The sequence below is a fragment of the Dyella agri genome (assembly GCF_044904705.1).
GTDB classification, from domain to species: Bacteria; Pseudomonadota; Gammaproteobacteria; order Xanthomonadales; family Rhodanobacteraceae; genus Rhodanobacter_A; species Rhodanobacter_A agri.
Genome location: NZ_JADIKL010000004.1, coordinates 338,510 through 358,353, shown reverse-complemented (window position 1 = coordinate 358,353; position 19,844 = coordinate 338,510). Strand labels below are relative to the sequence as shown.

Below are 19,844 nucleotides of genomic sequence, written 5' to 3'. Positions count from 1 at the left end.
CTTCCGCAGATCGGGCGCAGGTCGGGCTCCAGCCCGACTTGCGTTGCGGTGATATCGCGCTGAAGCCCGATCTGCACACGACCGCACATCGGCGTTTCCGCAAGGCAACGCTGCGTTCGTCACGCCATTGATGCAAATCCCGCAGGCACCACTATCTTGGGCAGATCCCCCTGAGAGGCGATCCGCCATGTCCGCCCTGCCCAGCCTGTACGTCTCCCACGGCTCGCCGATGACCGCGCTGCAGCCCGGCGCGACCGGCGCGCGGCTGGCGGAACTGGCGCGAGCCTTGCCGCGCCCCAAGGCCATCGTGATCGCCAGCGCGCACTGGCTGGCGCGCGCACCGCTGGTCGGCGGCGCCGCGCAGCCGGAAACCATCCACGACTTCCACGGCTTTCCGCCCGAGCTGTATCAGCTGCGCTACCCCGCGCCGGGTGCACCCGCGCTCGCCGCACGGGTGACGGAATTGCTGGACCAGGCCGGCCTTGCCCCGCGGCTCGACCCGCAACGCGGGCTGGACCACGGCGTCTGGGTGCCGCTGCACCTGCTCTACCCCGCGGCCGACATCCCGGTGGTGCCGCTGTCGATCCAGCCGGAGCTCGGCCCCGCCCACCAGTATGCGGTGGGCCGCGCGCTGGCGCCGCTGCGCGAGGAAGGCGTGCTGGTGATCGGCTCGGGCAGCATCACCCACAACCTGCACGACTTCCGCGCCGGCTACAGCAGCGAGCGCGAGGCGCCCTACGTGCGCCCGTTCATCGGCTGGATCGAGCAGAAACTGTCGGCGGGCGATGTCGATGCCATGCTCGACTACCGCCGCCAGGCGCCGTTCGCCCAGCGCGCCCACCCCACCGACGAGCACCTGCTGCCGCTCTACGTGGCGCTGGGTGCGGCCGGCGACGGCGCACACGCTCAGCGCATCGATGCCGGCATCGACCTCGGCTTCCTGGCGATGGACATCTACCGTTTCGACGGCCCGCGCCCCGATTGACCGTTTGCGACGGGCGTGCCAAGTTGCGCGCCGCGGCCCGCTGCCGCCTTAGGGAGAGAACACGATGTCGGGAACCAGGCTGGGCGGCATGCTCGGATGCATGATCGTGGTCGGCGGTTTTCTGCTCTGGCACTACGGCCGCAATGCCAGCATGCCCACGCTGGCCGAAGAGGCCCGGCTCGCACCGCCGGCGACGGCCACCGCCGTGAGCTTCAAGACCGGCGCGTGGGGCTGCACCCGCGAGGAATTCAAGCTGCAGGTCTCCGGCCGCAGCAGCTATTACGCCCATCCCGTGGTGATGCGTATCGTCGGCGGACCGCCGGAGTTCTGCCGCGAGATCAACCTCAGCCATGACTACGCGCTGCAGGCGCCGGCTACGGCCAGCACGGACGCCGACGATCCCTGCCCGGACCACAGCTGCGTGGCGTTCGTCGCCCGTGTCGCCGTGAACGGCAACACGGACGACTGGACGTTGTACGCACCGAACAGCTTCATCGCCGCATCGCGCTGATCGCCACGCGGCCAGGCGTCATTTCACGATGACGGTGCCGGTCATGAACGGATGCACCGTGCAGTAGTACACATAAGTGCCCGGCTTGCCGAAGGTAGTCGTGTAGCTGTCGTTGCTGTCCAGCGCCTTCGATGGCGCGAACTGCCCGTTCGCGCTGACCACGATGTGCGGCTCCTCATCGCGGTTGACCCACGTCACCGTGGCGCCCGCCGGCACGGTGAGCGTCTTCGGCATGAACATGAAGTTGCGGATCTCGATCCGGTTCGGCTGTGCCGCGGCCGCATGGCCGGCCGTGGCGGCGCCAGCCACCGCCCAGACACCCGGGGCCAGCAGCAGGCACATCACGCAAGCAAGGCGGTTCATGCCATCACCTCCTCGGTAACGGCCAGCGCGTCCTTGCCTTGCACATGCCGCACGCTGCGGATGCCGAGGTAGCTGTGCAACGCGCCGGGCGCCACCGTCTTCAGCGGCCCCGGCGCCGGCCCTGCGCCGGGTGCCGGCTGCGGGTAGGCGGTCGAGCGTGCGGTGTAGAAGGTGATGTTGCCCTCCACCTTCTGCTGGATCTGGTGGATGTGGCCATTGAGCACGCTGACCGAACCGAAACGGCGCAGATAACCCATCGCCTCCATGCTGTCGTCGGTGCCCCAGCCCCAGGCCGGATACAGCGACCACATCGGCATGTGCGCGAACACCAGCACCGGCGTCTCGGCGGAGAGCGGCGCCAGGTCCTTCTTCAGCCACGCGAGCTGCTCGGCGCCCAGGAAACCCAGCCCGCCGGCTTTGAGGCCGAGCACGTTGACCAGGCCCACGAAGTGCACGCCATGGTGGTCGAAGCTGTACCACCCGCCCGCCTGCTGCCGCTCGCCGAAGCGATGGAAAAACTCCGCGCCGTTGTCGCCGATCACGTCGTGCTCGCCCGGCACATAGAACACCTTGCCCTTGCCGGCGCGCGACTCCTGCATCAACCCGGCCAAGGTATCGAACTGGTCCGGCCGCGACAGGTGGGTGAGGTCGCCGGTATGCAGCAGGAAGTCCGGGCGCACCGGCAGCGCGTCAACCTGGGCCAGCGCGGCGCGCAGTGTCGATGCCGGGTCCGGGTTCGGCGCCAGGTGGAAGCCGATGTGCGAATCGCTGACCTGGACGAAGCTGAAGCTGGCGTCCTTCGCTTCGGCGCCCGCGTCGGCGCCCAGCGTGCGCGCATGCAGCACGCCGCCCTTCATCATCAGCAAGGTGCCGGCCCCGGCCCAGGCCATGCACTTGAGGAACCCACGGCGGTCCAGGGGCTCGTCGTCGCGCTGCTGTGTCATGGTGGTACTCCACGGTGGGTGCGGGAAGCGCCCTTCACCTTGCATTACCGGGCCAGCCCATGGCCTATTCCGGTTATTTCGCGTCGGGAATAAAGTCGCTGGCAACGCGGTAATCCCTAGAGCCTGTTCAATATCTCTGCGTGGCCCGCGCCGAGAGCTGTTTGCGCACAGGCCAAGGAAGAACGAAGGAGTGGACGTCCGTCCGCGACTGAGTGATGACGCAGGGATGGGGGCAAACAGACCCGGCCCCGGAATTTATAGGTGCTGGGTTGCCTTGCCGTGGCCGCCACGCGGCAGCGCGCGGCTTGACCTGCCAGCCAGGCAGGCGCTGCGCCACGCACTACCACCTGACGGCCACGGCAAGGCAACGCGAGCTACGCAGAGATATTGAACAGGCTCTTACATGCCCACCCAAGCGCCAGCCGCATCCCCAGCCCCGCAGCCTGCCGTCGGCGCACGCTTCGAAGCCGTGGTGTTGCCGTGGCTGGACGCGGCCTGGAACCTTGCGCGCTGGCTGGCCCGCGACGACGCCGACGCGCAGGACGTAGTGCAGGAGGCGATGCTGCGGGCGCTGCGCTACTTCGACAGTTTCCGCGGCGGCGACGCGCGCGTGTGGCTGCTCGCCATCGTGCGCAACACCTACTTCACGCTGCGCGCGAAGACGCTGCCCGAACACCTGCTCGAACCGCTGGACGAGGAAGCCCATCCGCTGCCCGACGAGCAGGCCTCGCCGGAGGCGCTGACCCTGCTCGCGGTCGACGTCGGCTCGCTGCGGCAGGCGCTGGAACGGCTGCCGCCGCCCTGGCGCGAGGCGATCGTGCTGCGCGAGCTGGAGGAGTGCTCCTACAAGGAAATCGCCGCCATCACCGGCCAGAAGATCGGTACGGTGATGTCCCGCCTCGCTCGCGCCCGCGAGCGCCTGAAACTTGAATTGTCCGGTCGAACCGGGGAGGCGCGCCGCCATGATCTGCGCTGACGCCCGACTACTGCTGCACGCCTACCTGGACGACGAACTCGACGCCGCCCAGAGCGCGTCGATCGCCAGCCACCTGCACGGCTGCACCGCCTGCGCCAGCCGCTTTCGCGAACACGAGCGCTTGCGCCGGGCGCTCAGGCAGTCCGAGCTGTACCAGCGCGCGCCGGCAGCGCTGCGCGAACGCTGGACGCCGCGGCACGACACGGCCGCCGCGCCGCCGATCCGCCCACGCCGTGCGCCGGTCGCCTGGGCGCTGGCGGCGGGTTTCGCCGGGGCGCTGCTGCTGGCCACGCCGCTGTACTACGGCTTGCAGCAGCGCAGCACGGCCGGCGACGCGCTGGTCGACGAGGCGGTCAGCAGCCATCTGCGTGCGCTGCAACCGCAGCACCTGATGGACGTGGTGTCCACCGACCAGCACACGGTAAAGCCCTGGTTCGACGGCAAGCTCGACTACTCGCCGCGGGTGGTGGACCTGGCCGGCGCCGGCTTTCCGCTGGTGGGCGGCCGCCTCGACGCGCTGGGCGGCCGCAGCGTCGCCGCCCTGGTGTACCGCCGGCACCTGCACCTGATCAGCGTGTACGAATGGCCGGCCGCCACCGCCACGGCCAGCGCCGTCCAGCGCGAATCGCAGCAGCATGGCTACACTGTGCTGCGATGGACTGACGATGGCATGCACTATGCCGCGGTCTCCGACGTCGACCCCGCCGCACTGCGCAGCTTCGCGCAGGCACTGCGCCAGGGCAGCGGCGGCAGCGACGCGCACTGACGGATCCCCACAACCACGAGAAGGGTGACGTAAATGAAACATCGACTGACAGGTTTGATGACCGCGGGCATGTTCGCGGCGGCGGCGTTGCTGGCCATGCCGGCGCTTGCCGCGCTGGGCCAGGGCGCGAAGGCGCCGGACTTCACTGCCAAGGCCAGCCTGGCCGGCAAGGATTTCAGCTTTTCGCTGAAGGATGCCCTCAAGAAAGGGCCTGTCGTGGTGTATTTCTACCCGGCGGCCTACACCGGCGGCTGCGACATCGAGGCGCATACCTTCGCCACGCAGAAGGCCGGATTCGATGCCGCCGGCGCGACCATCATCGGCGTCTCGGCCGACAGTATCCAGCGGCTCGACAGCTTCTCCTCGGATCCGAATTACTGCGCCGGCAAGTTCCCGGTCGCCTCCGATGCCGACGGCAAGATCGCCGCTTCCTACGGCCTGCAGCTGCATCCGGCGGAAGCCGGCATGACCGACGTGCGTGGCGTGGCCATCGACCATGGTTTCATCCCGCGCACGACCTTCGTGATCGGGCGCGACGGCCGGATCATCGCCACGCTGTCCTCCGAGGCCGACCACCTGCACCCCGAGGATCACGTCAAGAAGTCGCTGGCCATCGTGCAGCACCTGCAGACGGGCCACGCGCCGTAATGGGCGGGACCTGGCCGGACTAAGCCTGCCCTGCTCCGTCGACGCCGGCCCAGTCTTCCGGCGTCAGCGGACGCAGGCCATGGGCGATGCGCCCCTTGTCGCACTGCGGACTGTGCCGGCCGAATTCCCAGGACGGTTCCACTTCGCGGCACACCGAGGGTTTGATCGGGTGGATGCCGCAGTGCGCAGCCTTGCCGATCTCGCCGACCAGGGCCACACAGCGCGGCGTCTTCGACTGCGTGCCGCGCATCACCACGCGGTGCGGATCGAGCTTCTCGGTGAGTTCGGCGGGCACGGTGCCGCCCAGCGCCGGATCGGTCTCGGACCAGTGGAAGGCGATGCGGAAATAGGCGCAGCAGGCGCCGCAACTCAGGCAGGGATGGCTCATGCAGGCCGGCGAAGGCGCACCCCGAGGCGCGCAGCGCAGGGATTTTAGGGCTCGCCGCCAACGCGCGAAAGAGGCGCCCGGGCACGCCATCGTTCGCCCCGGGCACAGGCCGCAAAACCTGCACCAGGGACGAACGGCGCTACAAGCTCAGGGCTCGCCCGCGAAGGTGTTGCAGCTCTGGATGTCGCCGCTGGCCATGCCGGCCTTGAACCACTTCACGCGCTGCGCCGAGGTGCCGTGGGTGAAGGTGTCGGGCATCACCCGGCCCTGGGTTTCCTTCTGCAGCGTATCGTCGCCCACCGCGCTGGCCGCGTTGAGCGCGGACTCCACGTCGCCGGGCTTCAGCCAGTCGAGGCGCTGCTGCGTGCGGTTGGCCCACACGCCGGCGAAACAGTCGGCCTGCAGCTCCTGCCGCACGGACAGACCGTCGGCCCCGTCCATCGGAGCGCCCTGCTGCTGCATCTGCTGCACCTTGTCGAAGACACCCAGCAGTTTCTGCACGTGATGGCCGACTTCGTGCGCGATCACGTAGGCTCGCGCGAAATCGCCGGAGGCGTGGAATCGATCCTGCAGCTCCTGGAAGAAGCCCAGATCGAGGTAGACCTTCTGGTCACCCGGACAATAGAACGGCCCCACCGCGGTGGAAGCGGCACCGCACGCGGTTCCCACCTGGCCCTGGAACAGGTGCAGCTTGGGATCGACGTAGGTTTGGCCGGCCGAAGCGAAATAGTCGCTCCAGGTCTTCTCGGTCGAGCCCATGATGTGGCAGGCGAAGGAGATCTGTTCGTTGGCCGGATTCTGGCAATTCACCGCCTGTGCGGGTCGCGCCTGCCCGCTGGTCTGCTGCGCAACGCCGCCGTCGCCGCCCAGGAAGGGCGTGATGAGGTCGCGCTTGAAGATCAGGCTGAGCACCACGAGGATCAGGATGCCGCCGATGCCGAGGTGGACCCCGCCCGGCTGGAAACCGCCGCCACCGCCACCGCCGCTGCCTTCCTCGACGTTGTCGCTGTTTTCGCCCTTCTGCCAGTCCATGTTCGCGCTCCCGTGCCGGTGCCCGTGGCGACGATAGCGCCTCGCCCGCCACCGTGCCAAACCGCTACAGTGACGTCCCCTTCCGCGCGAGATTCGCCATGCTCCAGCAACTGCCCGCCCTGGTCACCCTGCTTGCCGTGCTGCTGATGGGCGGTACCGCGTACGCCGTCGGCAGCGCCCGCGCGCGCTATGGCATCAAGGCGCCGGCCACCAGCGGCCACCCGGACTTCGAGCGCGCGTTCCGGGTGCAGATGAACACGCTGGAAGCCTGCGTGATGTTCCTGCCCCTGCTTTGGCTGGCCGCGCATTACGGCCTGGGCGGTTGGGCGGGCCTCGCCGGCCTGGTCTGGTTGCTTGGCCGCGTGTGGTACGCGCTGGCCTATCTCAAGGAAGCCAGCAAGCGCGAAGGCGGCTTCGTCTTGAGTGCGCTCGGCTTGGTCGCCGTGCTGCTGATGGCGCTGACGGGCGTGGTCCGCGCCTTGCTGGCGGCCTGACGCAGTGTGCTTCGCCGGCGCCAGACAAGGCGCCGGCGGATCTGGATGCGTTCGAGATCTGAGAGCCTGTTCCATGTCTCCGCGTGGCCCGCGGAGACATGGAACAGGCTCTGACACGTTTGTTGGCGACGCCTATTCGGAAACTGGCTTGGGGGCCGTCGCCAGACTGGCTCCCTGGCCCGGAACAACCCATGCGCGCTGATGGGCCAGATCGAGGGTAACGTCGTAGCGCGACAGGAACGTCGTCCCCAGATTGCCGTCGAGCGTGAGATCGAGCACCTTGGCAGTGCCTTCGATAGCTTGGCCGCCGACGAGTGCGGCCTTCAAGGCCTGCTTGCTCTTGGGATCATCCTGCAGGTTGAAGCTGCCGGCGAGATGCTTTCCAACCAGCACGAAAGGGCTGGTGTTTCCCGAATCCATTTCGAACCAGGCCGTGCCACTTTCCGTGTGCACGGGAAGGTTGACCGTCAGCGCCAGGCCTTCGGCGTCCCGCACCACGTGGATAGGCATGGCGCCGCCACGCTTCGACAGCGCGTCCGCAGCCGCTTTGTCCAGCACGGTCAGAGTGCGATCGGCATAAGAGAAGCGCACCACGTTCCCGTCGAAGATATCGAGACCCAGCGTGCCATCCACCCGTTCGGTGGAACCCGTCGGCAAGTACTTGTCCATGTCGAACACGCCGATGGTCTCGCGACGGGCCCGATGCGCGCCGATCTGGACGCTGACGTTGTCGCAACGCTGCATGTCCAGGCGCTGGCCGCTCATCTGGAAGCCTGAAATCTGGCCCCATGGCTTGCAGCCGATCTGCGCGGCAAAGGCGGGAGTGATGTTGCTCACGCCGCCGCCGCTATCGAACATGAACACGCCCGGGTGCCCGCCGATCGTCGCGTGAACGATCAAGGCGCGGCCCATGAAAGGCTCCAGCTGAATCGCTGGCGCGGAGGCCGCATGCAAGGCCGGAGCCAGCGCGAAACAAGCGACTGCAATGACGCTACGTATCGATCTCATGGGCATCCATTGATGGGCCGGGACAGGACGAGGGGCGACCGTTCGGCGCATCGTAAGAACCTGTGCGAGGGCCGATCAATGGGACACAAGTCATGGCGTCGAGGCGTTGGGCCCGCATTCGCCGGCAGGCGACCGGAACCGCTCCTCACGCTTGCGATGACACGACTTCCCTTGCACAGGGAGATCGTAAACAAACTCTCAGGCCGGCCCGACCCGCAGCCTCTCGATGCGCGCCCCATCCATCGCCACCACCTCGAACCGCAAGCCCTCGCTGGCAAAGCACTCGCCGGCCACCGGCAAGCGGCCCAGTTGCTGCAGCGCATAGCCGGCAAGGCTGGCGAAGCCGTCGTCGCCGCCCAGGCGATGACCAAGCAGATGCTCCACCCGGCGCAGGTCCAGGCTGGCGTCCAGCAGCCAGGTACCGTCGCTCTCACGGATAGCCGCGGGGTCGCCGTCGTCCGCATCGGGAAATTCGCCGGCAATCACTTCCAGCACGTCGGCCGGGGTGACCAGGCCAAGCACGCTGCCGTACTCGTCCACCACCAACGCCACTTGCAGCGGCGATCGGCGGAATTCGTCGATCAGCCGCAACACGCTCAGCGACTCCAGCACAGTCATCGGCTTTCGCACCACTTCGTCCGCGTCGATGCGGCCGTGTTCCAGCAGACTGGCCAGCAGATCGCGCGAGGTCGCCACGCCGACCAGCTGGTCGAGATCGTCGCCGGCCACCGGCAGCCAATGGTGGCTGGAAGCGGTGACTTCGGCGCGCAGCTTTTCGGCATCCTCGCGCGGATCGATCCAGCTGATCTCCGGGCGCGGGGTCATGATCGAACGCACCGGCCGGTGCGCCAGGTCGAGCACGCCCTGCACCATCGCCAGCTCGTCCTTGCCGAATACCGCGACGCCGCTCTCGGTGGCCACCGCGGCGGCCCTGGAGACATCCTCCTCGTCCTCGCCGCCGGCGCCAAGCAGGCGCAGCACCGCTTGCGCGGTGCGGTCGCGCAGGTTGCGCGGACTGCTGAACAGGCTGCGCTGCCGGTTGCGGCGCATGGTCTGGTTGAACGCCTCGATCATGATCGAGAAGCCGATCGCGGCGTACAGATAGCCCTTCGGGATATGGAAACCGAAGCCTTCCGCGACCAGGCTGAAGCCGATCATCAGCAGGAACGACAAGCACAGGATCACCACCGTGGGACGCGCGTTGATGAAGGCGGTGAGCGGCTTGCTCGCGCCGATCATCAGCACCATCGCGATCACCACCGCGATCATCATCACCGCGAGATGGTCGACCATGCCCACCGCGGTGATCACCGAATCCAGCGAGAACACCAGGTCCAGCGCCACGATCTGCGCCACCACCAGCCAGAAGCGCGCGCGGGCACGCTCGCCCGCGCCGTGCTCGTCGCCGGCCTCCAGACGCTCGTGTAGCTCCAGCGTGGCCTTGAACAGCAGGAAGGCGCCGCCCAGCAGCAGGATGATGTCCCGCCACGACAGTGAGAGGCCGCCCAAGGTGAGGATCGGTGCAGTCAGCCGCACCAGCCAGGACATGGCCGCCAGCAGCAGCAGGCGCATCACCAGCGCGAGGCCGAGGCCCAGCAGGCGGGCACGGTCGCGCTGCTGCGCCGGCAGCTTGTCGGCGAGGATCGCGACGAAGACCAGGTTGTCGATGCCCAGCACGATCTCCAGCACCACCAGGGTGAGGAGGCCGGCCCAGGCGGAGGGATCGGTCAGCCAGTCGAATGCGAACATGAGGGAGCGCCGGAGCGCCGTCGTCCTCCATGGAAAGGCCGACCACTATACAAGCTGGACATCACGCCACCGCGCCGGCCATGGCAGGCTCAGGCCAGCTCCCCGGGCGTCGCCGCGCTCACCACCCACAAGCGGTAAGGCACCGCCATCGGCTCGTTCGCATGGCGGCTGGCCAGCATCGTCATCAGCTCGACGTCCAGCTGCTGCACCCGCGCCTCGTCGCTCAGCATCGCCACCGCCGGGCTGGCCCGCACGCGCTTGCGCCAGCTTGCGTGGCTGCAGGGCACTTCCAGGTCCTGCGACCAGGTGCGCAGGTCGACGAAACCGGCCTCGGCCACCTCCTTCAGCCACAGCGGATGCAACCCGCTGCTGCTGTGCGCCGTCCAGCCGGGATTGCAGCCCAGGATCAGCCGCTCGCTGTCCTGCACCACGTTGCCGGTCAGCGGCAGCCATTCGTATTGCGCGATCAGCAGCCGCCCGCCGTGGCGCAGCCAGCCGCGCGCCAGCGCGAGCGTGCGCGGCCGCTCGCACGCCTGCCAGCATTGTCCGGCAGTGATCGCGTCGAACGAAGCCGCCGGAAAATCCGCGTTCTCCACCCGCGCCCGCCATTGCTTCACCACCACGCCGGCATGCCGGTCGAGCTCGGCGGCCTGGGCCAGCAGGGGCGCAGAATGGTCGATGCCGGTGAGCTCGCAGCCGCGCAGGGCCAGGCCACGCGCGACATTGCTGCCGCCACAATGCAGATCCAGCACGGTGCAGCCCGGCCACACGTTGCCGTCGGCGAGCAGGCGCTCGAAGAGCACCTCGGGAAACTCGGTGACCGGACGCAGGCGCTCGGTCGCGCCGCGCACGAAATCCTCGCTCACAGCCCCTCCTCTGCAGCGAAAGCCCCCAAGCGGGTCGGCGCCGCGTGGCCGCGGCATCGATCCGGGCCAGAGCGTAGCACCTGGCGCCGTTCGCGCCCGCGGGCGCTCCGCCCCACCCGTGCCGCCCCTGCCGGATGGAGGATTGCGCCCGCTCGCGCGAAACCGCCAAGATGCGGTATCGGGATGCGGCGCCGTGCGTTCCGGCGACGTCGTCCGTCAGGCGCATGGGTTTTCGTCCGATGGATGCACCGCGCCACAGCCAGCCACCCGCCACCGCTTCCGCCCTGCCCCGGCTGCCCGGCATCGGCGGGGCCCTGGGCCTGATCCTGCTGTACTTCGCGCTGCAGGTGGTGGCGGGCTTCGTGGCGGCGCTGCTGCTGGGCTTCGGCTACCGCCTCCTGCACGGCGCCGCGCCGGTCGACCTGACGGCGCTGATGGCGCGGCCAGACGTCAGCAGTGTCGTGGTGATCGCCACCTTGCTCGGCGCCGCGCTGACCACGCTGTGGGTGGCGCGGGCGCGCTGGCCGCAGCTGTGGCAGCAAGCCGCGCCGCCCGGCTTCGGCTTTACCGCGCCCACGGCGGCGTACTGCATCGCCGCGGTGGCACTGGGGTTGCTGGTGCCGCTGGTCGGCAGCAAGCTCACCGAACTGCTGGCCCACGGCCACGCCGTGCCGCAGGACGTCAAGCAACTGAGTGGCGGCGCCAGCACCGGCCTCCGCGTCGCGCTCACGCTGACGGTGACCAGCATCGGCCCGCTGGTGGAGGAACTGCTGTTCCGCGGCGTGCTGCTGTCCGCCCTGCTGCGCCGGCTGCGCACCGCCTGGGCGGTGCTGGCCAGCGCCGCGCTGTTCGCGCTGGTGCACCTGCCCGACCTGCGCTGGCTGTGGTACGCGCTGCCCAACCTCGCGCTGCTGGGCGTGGTGCTGGCCTGGCTGCGGCTACGCTCGGGCTCGTTGTGGCCGGCGGTGATCGCCCACGCCTGCAACAACCTGCTGGCGATGCTGGCGCTGTTCGTCTCGCTCTACCGCCCGGGCTGAGTCAGCCGATGACCCCGGCCTCGCGCAGGAGTCGCGCCGTCTCGAACAGCGGCAGGCCCATCACGCCGGAATAACTGCCTTCCAGATGCTCGACCAGGACCGCGCCGCGGCCCTGGATGGCATAGGCGCCGGCCTTGCCGAAGGATTCGCCGGTGGCGACATAAGCGGCGATGTCGGCTTCGTCGAGTTCCGCGAAACGCACCCGCGACACGCAGCACGCGCTGCGCTCGGCCTGTGCATCGACCAGCCACACCACCGAGATCACCGCATGCGTGCGGCCGGACAGGCGGCGCAGCATCGCCGCCGCATCGAACGCATCGCGCGGCTTGCCGAACACCTCGTCGTCCAGCACCACCTCGGTATCCGCCCCCAGCACACAGGTACCGGCCACGCCGGCCAGCGCGGCAAGCCCCGCCTGCGCCTTGTCGCGGGCGACCCGGCTCACGTATTCGCGCGGCGATTCCTGCGCGGCGCGCCGTTCGGGCACGTCCACGTCGATCGCCCGGAACGCCACGCCGAGCTGGTTCAGCAGCTCGCGGCGGCGCGGCGACTGCGAGGCGAGATAAAGCATGGATCGTTCCTTAGAGCCTGTTCAATGTCTCCGCGTGGCCCGCGCCGGGAGCTGTTTGCGCGCAGGCCAAGGAAGAACGAAGGAGTGGACGTCCGTCCACGACTGAGTGATGACACAGGCATGGGGGCAAACAGACCCGGCCCGAGGGCAACGCGAGCTACGCGGAGACATTGAACAGGCTCTTATAGCGTCAGGGCGTACTCGCGGAACTCCGTGTCGCGCTGCCAGCCCATCGACTCGTACAGCGCCTGCGCGGCCAGGTTGTCGTGCGCGGTAGACAGCGACAGGCTGGCCGCGCCGAGGTTTCTGGCCTGCGTGGCGGCGGCTTCCAGCAAGGCCTTCGCGACGCCTTGCCGCCGCGCGGAAGCGGCCACGAACATGTCGTTGAGCAACCAGGTCCGCACCATGCGCACCGAGGAAAACAGCGGATAGAGCTGGGTGAACCCCAGCGCCGCGCCGTGTCCGTCGTGCGCCAGCAGAATCATCGACTCGTTGAGGCGCAGGCGGGCGGTGAGGAATTCGCGCGCACCCGCCGGATCGGACGGCTTGCCGTAGAACTGGCGGTAGCCGTCGAACAGCGGCACCAGCATATCGAGGTCATGGAACGTGGCGCGACGTATCTCAAGCGACATGGGCAAACCCTGGGGAGGAGTCGTCCCGCAAGCTTAGAGCCTGTTTACGATCTCCGCATACCACCCAGCACGAACAGCACGGGAATGAAGGCCAGCAGGCCCAGCACCACGAGTGGCCCGCTCCAGGCAAACACCGCCGGCTCGATCGTGCGATCCACCAGCGACCGATGGATCAACCAGCCGCCGAGCGGCAGATTGAGCAGCAAGGCCGTGGCCGTGCCCGGCGCGTAACTGCGCGCGACGAGGCAGGCGACCAGATGCGGCGCCAGGACATTCAGCACCATCGCCAACGCATAGCCCGCCAGCAGATACGCACCGAAGCTGTGCCTGCCCCCCACCTCGGCCAGCCACGCCGCCAGCATGGCAAGCAGCGACAACACCAGCGCACCCAAGTGGAACATCCGCGGGTTCACGCGCCAGCGGGCGGGGCGTTTCGACCAGCCCGGCAGCAACCACGCCTCCTCGGCGTTGTGGGCGACCACGCCCAGTGCAAACAGCCAGCCGAGCAGCGACAGGCTCATCGACGCCTCAGGCGCGGTGGTAGGGATGCCCTGCCACGATGGTCGTGGCACGGTAGAGCTGTTCGGCCAGCACCAGCCGCACCAACATGTGCGGCAAGGTGAGCGGGCCCAGCGACCAACGCTGGTCGGCGCGCGCCAGCACGGCCGGTGCGTGACCATCTGGACCGCCGATCAGGAAAGCCAGCTCGCGCCCGGACATGCGCCACGCCGCAAGCTGTTCGGCCAGCTCCTCGCTGGACCAGGGTTTGCCGCGTCCGTCCAGCGCCACGACATGGCTGTCGCGCGGCAACGCGGCGAGAATCGCAGCGCCTTCATCCTGCATTGCCTTGGCATCGTCGCGACCCTTGCCGCGCGCGCCGGGCTTCAGCTCGACCAGTTCCAGCGGCAGCTCGTGCGAGAGGCGCTTGCGGTATTCGGCGAAGCCCTCCGCCACCCAGCCCGGCATGCGCTCCCCGACAGCGATCAGGCGCGCGCGCATGATCGCTGTCCAAGAATAAAAGCCGGCGCACAGCGCCAACGTTCGCCTCCTCTCCCCTTCGGGGAGAGGATTGAGGTGAGGGGCCGGGGCGCGCCAAGGCTCACATCGGAGCAGCTTTCCGCTGCGTTGCCAGCTTGCCGCGAAACCGTCCCCTCACCCCGGCCCTCTCCCCGAAGGGGAGAGGGAGAACACCATGCCCCACGTTCGCCTCCTCTCCCCTTCGGGGAGAGGATTGAGGTAAGGGACCGGGACTTGCCAAGGCTCACATCAGAGCAGCTTCCCGCTGCGTCGCCAGCTCGCCGCGGGACCGTCCCCTCACCCCGGCCCTCTCCCCGGAGGGGAGGGGGAGAACACCATGCCCCGCGTCCGCCTCCTCTCCCCTTCGGGGAGAGGATTGAGGTGAGGGGCCGGGACTTGCGAAGGCTTACATCGAAGCAGCTTTCCGCTGCGTTGCCCACTCGCCGCGAGACCGCCCCCTCACCCCGGCCCTCTCCCCGGAGGGGAAAGGGAGAAAGGCAAGTGCTCACCCCGCGCTCGCGGCGTCGACATCCTGCTCGCGATCGCCCACCGTCCACAGCCGCTCCAGGCCGTAGAACTCGCGGATGCGCGGCAGCATCACGTGGACGATCACGTCGCCCAGGTCCACCAGCACCCATTCGGCTTCCTGTTCGCCTTCCACGCCCAGCGGCATCACGCCCGCCTTCTTGGCGAACTTCACCACTTCGTCGGCGATGGATTTGACGTGGCGCGCGGAGGTGCCGGAGGCGATCACCAGCAGATCGGCGATGGAGGTCTTGCCGCGGACATCGATCTCGCGGACATCCTTGGCCTTCAGTTCTTCCAGCGCGGCGACGACGGTCTTGCGCAGTTCGGCCGTGGAGTCGGCCTTGGTCTTGCGGCTAGTGCTCAAGATAGGAGAGCCTCAGTGCGGAATCACGCGCCGGTGCGGCGCGGCGGCAGTATAACGCCCGCTGCCCGCGCCAACGTCAATGCGGCGCCAACGCCCGCCGTGCCAGCCGGTATTCGTGCATCAGCCGCGCCACCAGCTCGGCGGCGGGTTGCGGGCGCACCCGCGCGGCGGCCTGGCCACACCATTCGGAGAGCAGGTCGGCGCGGCCGGCCGCCGCCGCCGCACGCCGCAACGGCGCGGTGAGCGCGTTGAGTACGGGATAGGCCGGAAGCTCGTCCACCGCACCCTCCATGGCCTCCACGTAGCGGTTGCGAAGACCGCGCGCGGCGCGGCCGGAGAAGCTGCGAATGGTGGCCACGCGATGATCCTCCGCTGCGGCCAGGTCGTGCTTCCACGCCTCGGCCGCCGAGGATTCCGGACAGGCGAGGAAGGCCGTGCCGAGCTGGCTGGCCGCGGCGCCCAGCACCTCGGCAGCCAGCATGCCGGCACCGTCCATGATGCCGCCCGAGGCAATCACGGGGATGTCCCTGCCACTGGCGGCGACCGCGCTTGCCGCCAGCGGGATCAGCGCGAACAGGCCGATCAGCGGCGTCTCGCCCGCGTGCAGGAAGCCGCCGCGATGGCCGCCCGCCTCGGCGCCTTGCACGCACACCGCATCGGCGCCGCGCTCGGCCCAGGCGCGCGCCTCCGCCGCTGTGGTGGCGGTGCCGATCACATAGATGCCGCGGCGCTTGAGTTCCTGCATCTGCGTGGGCGCGAGCAAGTCGAACGCGAAGCTGGCCACGGCGGGACGCGCTTCGCACAACGCGGCGAATTGCTCGGAGAAGCGCGGCGCCCAGCGCGCCGGCAGGCTGGTGCGGACGCTCAAACCTTCGCGCTCCATCAGCGCATCGAGACGCGCCCGCGCCCGCGTCACGGCAGCCGGATCGGGTGCGACTTCGTCGGGCAGCACGAACAGGTTCAACGCGAACGGCCGGTCAGTCAGCGCGCGAATCCTTGCCGCCTGGTCGAGGATGGCCTGCGGCTCGGTATAGCCCGCACCCAACGAACCGAGGCCGCCGGCGTTTGACACCGCGGCGACCAGTTCCGGCGTGGTGGCGCCGGCCATCGGCGCCTGGACAAGGGGGCATTCGATGCCCAGCCGCTGTACAAACGAGGACATGCGCATCATCCGTTGCAGGGGATCGCGACATTATCGGCCCGCCACGTCCATGCGGCATGAACCCGGCATGGCGGATATGTCGCATCCGCCATGCCGCGGATACCTCAGCCGCCGCTGCTCGTCGCGGTGGCGGCATCCTGCTTCATCTTCATTGCGTCGTCCTTCTTCATCATGTCGCCGTGCTTCATGGCCTTGGACTTCATCGTGTCCTTCTTCATCTTCATCGCATCCTTGTGCATGGAACCCTTCATCGCGTCCTTGGATTGCATGGCATCGTGCGACATCGCCGAACCGGAGCTGGCGGGCATGGCGTCCTGGGCGAAGGCAGGCGCGAAGGCGAAGGCGCTGACGGCGGCGGAAAGCGCGAGGGCGGCGAGCGTGCGTGCGTTCATGGGCTGAATCCTTGAATGAGAAAAGGGATGGAGACGGGCGCACCGCCTCCATTCGCTGCTTCGTTGCTCACCGGGCGCCGGTTACCTCAATGTTTCGACAACAGCCGACCGCCCATCGCTGCGTTCACCGCCACCACGATCGTTACCGCCAGCGCATGGGTGAGCAGGTCGGTGGCGGCGGCGTCGAAGGCGTGGCAGATCTCCAGCAGGCTGGCCGAGGCAGCCGCGCTGGCCAGGCCCACCAGCAGCGCGGTGAGCAGCGGGCGCAACGGGCAGGCGCGGCGCAGCAGCCCCACCAGCAGCGCCGACAGGGGAATCGAGAAGGCGATGATGAAAACCAGGCAGTCGGCGGACTGGTGCAAGGTGGCGATGCTGGTATCCGGCGCCAGCCAGGTACGCAGGCAACCCAGGCCGCTGGCGCCGATCCACAACAGCGCCGGCGGCAGCGGCAGCCAGGCCCAGGCCCGCGAACGTCCCGGCACCGCCAGCGCGAACGCAGCCCAGGCTGCCGTGACCGCGGTCAGCACCGCACCCAGCGCGGCCCAGGCCAGGTCGGGCGCACCGGCCCAGCGGCGCAGCATGGGCGCTTCGCCGTAATGCGCGAACAGCAGCAGCGCGAACGCCGTCACCAGCGCCAGCCAGCCCAGCGTGCGCAGCCACGGCGGCAGCAGACGCCGTACCGGCATCAGCTCGGCACCGAGCGCGTCGATCAGGGCTTGGTGGCGTGGTTCGGACATGGTGCTCAGGAATCTCCGTGCAGGCGGTTGCGCAAGGCCTTCAGGGCGCGGTGCAGGTTCACTTTCAGGGCGCCGGTGTTGCGACCGGTCTGCGCGGCAGCCTCGGCCAGCGACTGCTCGCGCAGGCCCAGCTGCTCCACCGCCTCGCGCTGGCCGGGCGGCAGCTGGGCGATGGCTTCGCGCAGTTGCCGCGCCTGTTGTCGGCGCTCGGCATCCATGCTGGCGTCGTCGCGGTCAGGCTGGTTGTCCAATGCGAACTCGTCGTGCAGCTCGCGGCGCCCGCGCCGGCCGTGGCTGCGCAGCGCGTCGATCGCGCGGCGGCCGGCGATCGCGCTCAGCCAGGCGTCGTAGGAGCGCGCCGGGTCGTAGGTGTGGCGCACACGATGCACGGTAAGCAAGGTCTCCTGCACTACGTCGTCCAGCGCATCCGTCGCCACGCCCTGGCGTCGCGCCACCGCGCGGATCAGCGCCACCGAATCGGCCAGCACGCGCTCGTACGCGCGGCGATCGCCCGCCTGCGCGGCGGCCATCCACACGGCACGCTGCCGATCGGCCTGTTCGCTGGCGCTGGCGGGTTCGGCGGACACGGTGGCGCGGCGATCCAGTGTCGGGAGGAGACCGCCATCTAGTACCAAGCTGCCGTCGGCGGTCAAGGGTGTCGTTCCGTGCCATGGGTTCTTTCGGTGATTCGCCGGGTCCGGCGCGCCGGTTACCTCATCGCGATGCATGTAACCGGACGCGCTGCAGCGACGAATCACCGACAGACCTCCACATCGGACGATCCACCATGCTCCTGCTGATCCTTGCCTACCTCGGCGGCGTGCTCACCATCCTCAGTCCCTGCATCCTGCCGGTGCTGCCCTTCGTGTTCGCCCGCGCCGACCGCCCGTTTCTGAAGAGCGGCCTGCCGATGCTGGCCGGCATGGCGCTCACCTTCGCGCTGGTCGCTACGCTGGCGGCGGTGGGCGGCGGCTGGGCGGTGCACGCGAACCAGTACGGCCGCGCCGTGGCGCTGGTGGTGCTGGCCTTCCTCGGCCTTACCCTGCTTTCCGCGCACGTCGCCGAATGGCTGACGCGGCCGTTCGTGGCCCTGGGCAACAAGCTCACCCAACGCAGCGAGGGTGACGGCGAATCGATCTGGGGCGCGGTGGGCCTGGGGATAGCCACCGGCCTGCTGTGGGCGCCGTGCGCGGGACCGATCCTTGGCCTGCTGCTGACCGGCGCCGCGCTCAAGGGTGCCAGCGTCACCACCACCTTGCTGCTGCTCACCTACGCGCTGGGCGCGGCGACCTCGCTGGCGCTGGCGCTGGCGATCGGCGGCAAGGTGTTCGCGCTGATGAAACGCTCGCTGGGCGCGGGTCAATGGGTACGCCGCGCGCTGGGCGTGCTGGTGCTGGCCGGCGTGGCCGCGATCGCCATGGGGGCGGACACCGGCCTGCTCACCCGCGTCTCGCTGGCCGGTACCAACCGCATCGAGCAGCACTTGATCGACGCCGTGCGGCCGATGCCCGCCGCCGCGGCACCCGCGCCCAAGCCTGGCGAGGCATTGCCGGTGGAAGGCACGCTGCCCTCGCTGTCCGGCGCCACCGGCTGGTTGAACAGTGCGCCGCTCACGCCCGCGTCGCTGCGCGGCAAGGTGGTGCTGGTGGATTTCTGGACCTACTCCTGCATCAACTGCCTGCGCTCGCTGCCCTACGTCGAAGCCTGGTACGACAAGTACAAGGATCACGGCCTGGTGGTGATCGGCGTGCACTCGCCCGAGTTCGCCTTCGAGAAGGATCCGGCCAACGTGGCCGCCGCGGTGAAGCGCCTGGGTGTGACTTATCCGGTGGCGCTGGATTCGGATTACGCGGTCTGGCAGGGCTTCAACAACGAATACTGGCCCGCCGATTACTTCATCGACGCGCAAGGCCAGATCCGCCATCACTACTTCGGCGAAGGCGGCTATGCCGAAGGCGAGGACGCCATCCGCCAGCTGCTGACCGAAGCCGGCAACACCCAGCTGCCCGGCGGCTACGTGCAACCCGGCGCGAAAGGTGCGCAAGCAGCCATCTCCAGCGACGACGACCGCTCTCCCGAAACCTATGTGGGCTACGCACGCGCCGAAGGCTTCGCCAGCGGACAAGTCGCGCACGACGAAACCTTCACCTACCGTGCGCCTGCGCAGCTCACCGCCAACCAATGGGCGCTCGCCGGCCGCTGGATCGTGCAGACGCAGGATGCCGCGCTGGACACCGCGGGCGGCTCCATCTCCTATCGCTTCCGTGGCCGCGACCTGCACCTCGTGCTTGGCCCCGGCAAGGACGGCAAGCCAGTGCGCTTCCGCATCACGCTGGATGACCAGGCCCCCGGCGCCGACCACGGCATGGACACCGACGCTGCGGGCAACGGTACTGTCACCGCGCAGCGCCTGTACCAGCTCGTGCGCCAGGCTCACGGCAATGGCGAGCACACTTTCACCATCACCTTCCTCGACCCCGGCGTGCGCGCCTACGCGTTCACGTTCGGCTGATTTTTTTCGGATGCCCGGCTCGCCCGCTTCCTGTCGGCGAGCCGGGCGACGAGTCCGGCGCATCTCCGGACTCGCCTCCGCGGTCAGGCACGACGTGCTTGATCGCGTGCGGCACATGCCATTGCCGCACGCAACTGCAATCGGCTCATGCGTATCTGTGAT

At 68.8% G+C, this 19,844-nt stretch carries 24 protein-coding genes; 8 read left to right on the top strand and 16 right to left on the bottom strand.

Features of this window, described 5'->3' with window-relative positions; translation table 11 throughout:
- The first annotated feature begins 187 nt into the window (after positions 1 to 187).
- Both ISP14_RS09435 and ISP14_RS09430 read left to right on the top strand, forming a co-directional pair.
- Entirely contained in the window at positions 188 to 985 is a 798-nt protein-coding gene (locus ISP14_RS09435) for a dioxygenase family protein (protein WP_404538641.1), read from the top strand.
- A gap of 64 nt (positions 986 to 1,049) precedes the next feature.
- Positions 1,050 to 1,496, top strand: a complete 447-nt coding sequence (locus ISP14_RS09430) for a hypothetical protein (protein ID WP_404538638.1) — start codon at positions 1,050 to 1,052, stop codon at positions 1,494 to 1,496.
- A gap of 18 nt (positions 1,497 to 1,514) precedes the next feature.
- On the opposite strand, the gene ISP14_RS09425 is transcribed toward ISP14_RS09430, so the two are convergent.
- A complete protein-coding gene (locus tag ISP14_RS09425; protein ID WP_404538635.1) occupies positions 1,515 to 1,859 on the bottom strand; it encodes a cupredoxin domain-containing protein in 345 nt (114 codons plus the stop codon).
- A complete protein-coding gene (locus ISP14_RS09420) occupies positions 1,856 to 2,803 on the bottom strand; it encodes a metallophosphoesterase family protein (RefSeq protein WP_404538632.1) in 948 nt (315 codons plus the stop codon). The genes ISP14_RS09425 and ISP14_RS09420 overlap by 4 nt, the downstream gene beginning before the upstream one ends.
- A 403-nt stretch (positions 2,804 to 3,206) precedes the next feature.
- Between ISP14_RS09420 and ISP14_RS09415 the strand changes: the two genes are divergently transcribed.
- From ISP14_RS09415 to ISP14_RS09405, 3 genes are read left to right on the top strand one after another with little or no spacing between them, the layout of a single operon-like run.
- Positions 3,207 to 3,779 carry a sigma-70 family RNA polymerase sigma factor gene (locus tag ISP14_RS09415; protein ID WP_404538629.1) on the top strand — a complete coding sequence of 191 codons (573 nt, stop codon included), beginning with the start codon at positions 3,207 to 3,209 and terminating at the stop codon, positions 3,777 to 3,779.
- Positions 3,766 to 4,545, top strand: a complete 780-nt coding sequence (locus tag ISP14_RS09410) for an anti-sigma factor family protein (protein ID WP_404538626.1) — start codon at positions 3,766 to 3,768, stop codon at positions 4,543 to 4,545. Before ISP14_RS09415 ends, ISP14_RS09410 begins: the two co-directional genes overlap by 14 nt.
- Before the next feature lie 33 nt (positions 4,546 to 4,578).
- The gene (locus ISP14_RS09405) at positions 4,579 to 5,193 is read left to right on the top strand and encodes a peroxiredoxin (RefSeq protein ID WP_404538623.1); all 615 of its coding nucleotides are present in this window, start codon (positions 4,579 to 4,581) and stop codon (positions 5,191 to 5,193) included.
- Positions 5,194 to 5,212: 19 nt separating this feature from the next.
- On the opposite strand, the gene ISP14_RS09400 is transcribed toward ISP14_RS09405, so the two are convergent.
- Both ISP14_RS09400 and ypfJ read right to left on the bottom strand, forming a co-directional pair.
- Positions 5,213 to 5,581, bottom strand: coding sequence for a YkgJ family cysteine cluster protein (locus tag ISP14_RS09400; protein ID WP_404538621.1), 369 nt, complete (start codon positions 5,579 to 5,581; stop codon positions 5,213 to 5,215).
- Between the two features lie 147 nt (positions 5,582 to 5,728).
- Positions 5,729 to 6,613: a KPN_02809 family neutral zinc metallopeptidase gene (gene ypfJ, locus ISP14_RS09395; protein ID WP_404538618.1), complete on the bottom strand. Its 885-nt coding sequence runs from the start codon at positions 6,611 to 6,613 to the stop codon at positions 5,729 to 5,731.
- 98 nt (positions 6,614 to 6,711) lie between these two features.
- On the opposite strand from ypfJ, the gene ISP14_RS09390 reads away from it, so the two are divergent.
- Positions 6,712 to 7,107, top strand: a complete 396-nt coding sequence (locus ISP14_RS09390) for an MAPEG family protein (RefSeq protein WP_404538615.1) — start codon at positions 6,712 to 6,714, stop codon at positions 7,105 to 7,107.
- A gap of 132 nt (positions 7,108 to 7,239) precedes the next feature.
- On the opposite strand, the gene ISP14_RS09385 is transcribed toward ISP14_RS09390, so the two are convergent.
- From ISP14_RS09385 to ISP14_RS09375, 3 genes are all read right to left on the bottom strand, one after another.
- Positions 7,240 to 8,019 (bottom strand): aspartyl protease family protein, encoded by a 780-nt coding sequence (locus ISP14_RS09385; RefSeq protein ID WP_404538612.1) that lies wholly within the window; start codon positions 8,017 to 8,019, stop codon positions 7,240 to 7,242.
- Between the two features lie 294 nt (positions 8,020 to 8,313).
- Complete coding sequence (locus tag ISP14_RS09380; protein ID WP_404538609.1) at positions 8,314 to 9,864, bottom strand: TerC family protein; 1,551 nt, start codon at positions 9,862 to 9,864, stop codon at positions 8,314 to 8,316.
- An 89-nt stretch (positions 9,865 to 9,953) separates the two neighbouring features.
- Entirely contained in the window at positions 9,954 to 10,730 is a 777-nt protein-coding gene (locus ISP14_RS09375; protein WP_404538606.1) for a class I SAM-dependent methyltransferase, read from the bottom strand.
- Positions 10,731 to 10,969: 239 nt separating this feature from the next.
- Here ISP14_RS09375 and ISP14_RS09370 point away from each other — a divergent pair, with 239 nt between their 5' ends.
- On the top strand, positions 10,970 to 11,767 hold the full coding sequence (locus tag ISP14_RS09370) for a CPBP family intramembrane glutamic endopeptidase (RefSeq protein WP_404538603.1): 798 nt from the start codon (positions 10,970 to 10,972) through the stop codon (positions 11,765 to 11,767).
- Between the two features lies 1 nt (position 11,768).
- On the opposite strand, the gene ISP14_RS09365 is transcribed toward ISP14_RS09370, so the two are convergent.
- From ISP14_RS09365 to ISP14_RS09325, 9 genes are all read right to left on the bottom strand, one after another.
- Positions 11,769 to 12,338: a Maf family protein gene (locus ISP14_RS09365; protein ID WP_404538600.1), complete on the bottom strand. Its 570-nt coding sequence runs from the start codon at positions 12,336 to 12,338 to the stop codon at positions 11,769 to 11,771.
- A 182-nt stretch (positions 12,339 to 12,520) separates the two neighbouring features.
- On the bottom strand, positions 12,521 to 12,970 hold the full coding sequence (locus ISP14_RS09360; protein WP_404538597.1) for a GNAT family N-acetyltransferase: 450 nt from the start codon (positions 12,968 to 12,970) through the stop codon (positions 12,521 to 12,523).
- Between the two features lie 44 nt (positions 12,971 to 13,014).
- Entirely contained in the window at positions 13,015 to 13,491 is a 477-nt protein-coding gene (locus tag ISP14_RS09355; RefSeq protein WP_404538594.1) for an HXXEE domain-containing protein, read from the bottom strand.
- Between the two features lie 7 nt (positions 13,492 to 13,498).
- Entirely contained in the window at positions 13,499 to 13,969 is a 471-nt protein-coding gene (rlmH, locus tag ISP14_RS09350; protein WP_404538591.1) for a 23S rRNA (pseudouridine(1915)-N(3))-methyltransferase RlmH, read from the bottom strand.
- Between the two features lie 523 nt (positions 13,970 to 14,492).
- The gene (gene rsfS / locus ISP14_RS09345; protein WP_404538588.1) at positions 14,493 to 14,879 is read right to left on the bottom strand and encodes a ribosome silencing factor; all 387 of its coding nucleotides are present in this window, start codon (positions 14,877 to 14,879) and stop codon (positions 14,493 to 14,495) included.
- 76 nt (positions 14,880 to 14,955) lie between these two features.
- Positions 14,956 to 16,041 (bottom strand): NAD(P)H-dependent flavin oxidoreductase, encoded by a 1,086-nt coding sequence (locus ISP14_RS09340; protein ID WP_404538585.1) that lies wholly within the window; start codon positions 16,039 to 16,041, stop codon positions 14,956 to 14,958.
- Between the two features lie 104 nt (positions 16,042 to 16,145).
- Positions 16,146 to 16,433, bottom strand: coding sequence for a pentapeptide MXKDX repeat protein (locus ISP14_RS09335; RefSeq protein ID WP_404538582.1), 288 nt, complete (start codon positions 16,431 to 16,433; stop codon positions 16,146 to 16,148).
- Positions 16,434 to 16,519: 86 nt separating this feature from the next.
- Positions 16,520 to 17,170 (bottom strand): NrsF family protein, encoded by a 651-nt coding sequence (locus ISP14_RS09330; RefSeq protein WP_404538579.1) that lies wholly within the window; start codon positions 17,168 to 17,170, stop codon positions 16,520 to 16,522.
- Between the two features lie 5 nt (positions 17,171 to 17,175).
- Complete coding sequence (locus tag ISP14_RS09325; protein ID WP_404539172.1) at positions 17,176 to 17,700, bottom strand: RNA polymerase sigma factor; 525 nt, start codon at positions 17,698 to 17,700, stop codon at positions 17,176 to 17,178.
- Between the two features lie 257 nt (positions 17,701 to 17,957).
- Here ISP14_RS09325 and ISP14_RS09320 point away from each other — a divergent pair, with 257 nt between their 5' ends.
- Positions 17,958 to 19,682 (top strand): cytochrome c biogenesis protein DipZ, encoded by a 1,725-nt coding sequence (locus tag ISP14_RS09320; RefSeq protein WP_404538576.1) that lies wholly within the window; start codon positions 17,958 to 17,960, stop codon positions 19,680 to 19,682.
- The last annotated feature ends 162 nt before the right edge of the window (positions 19,683 to 19,844 follow it).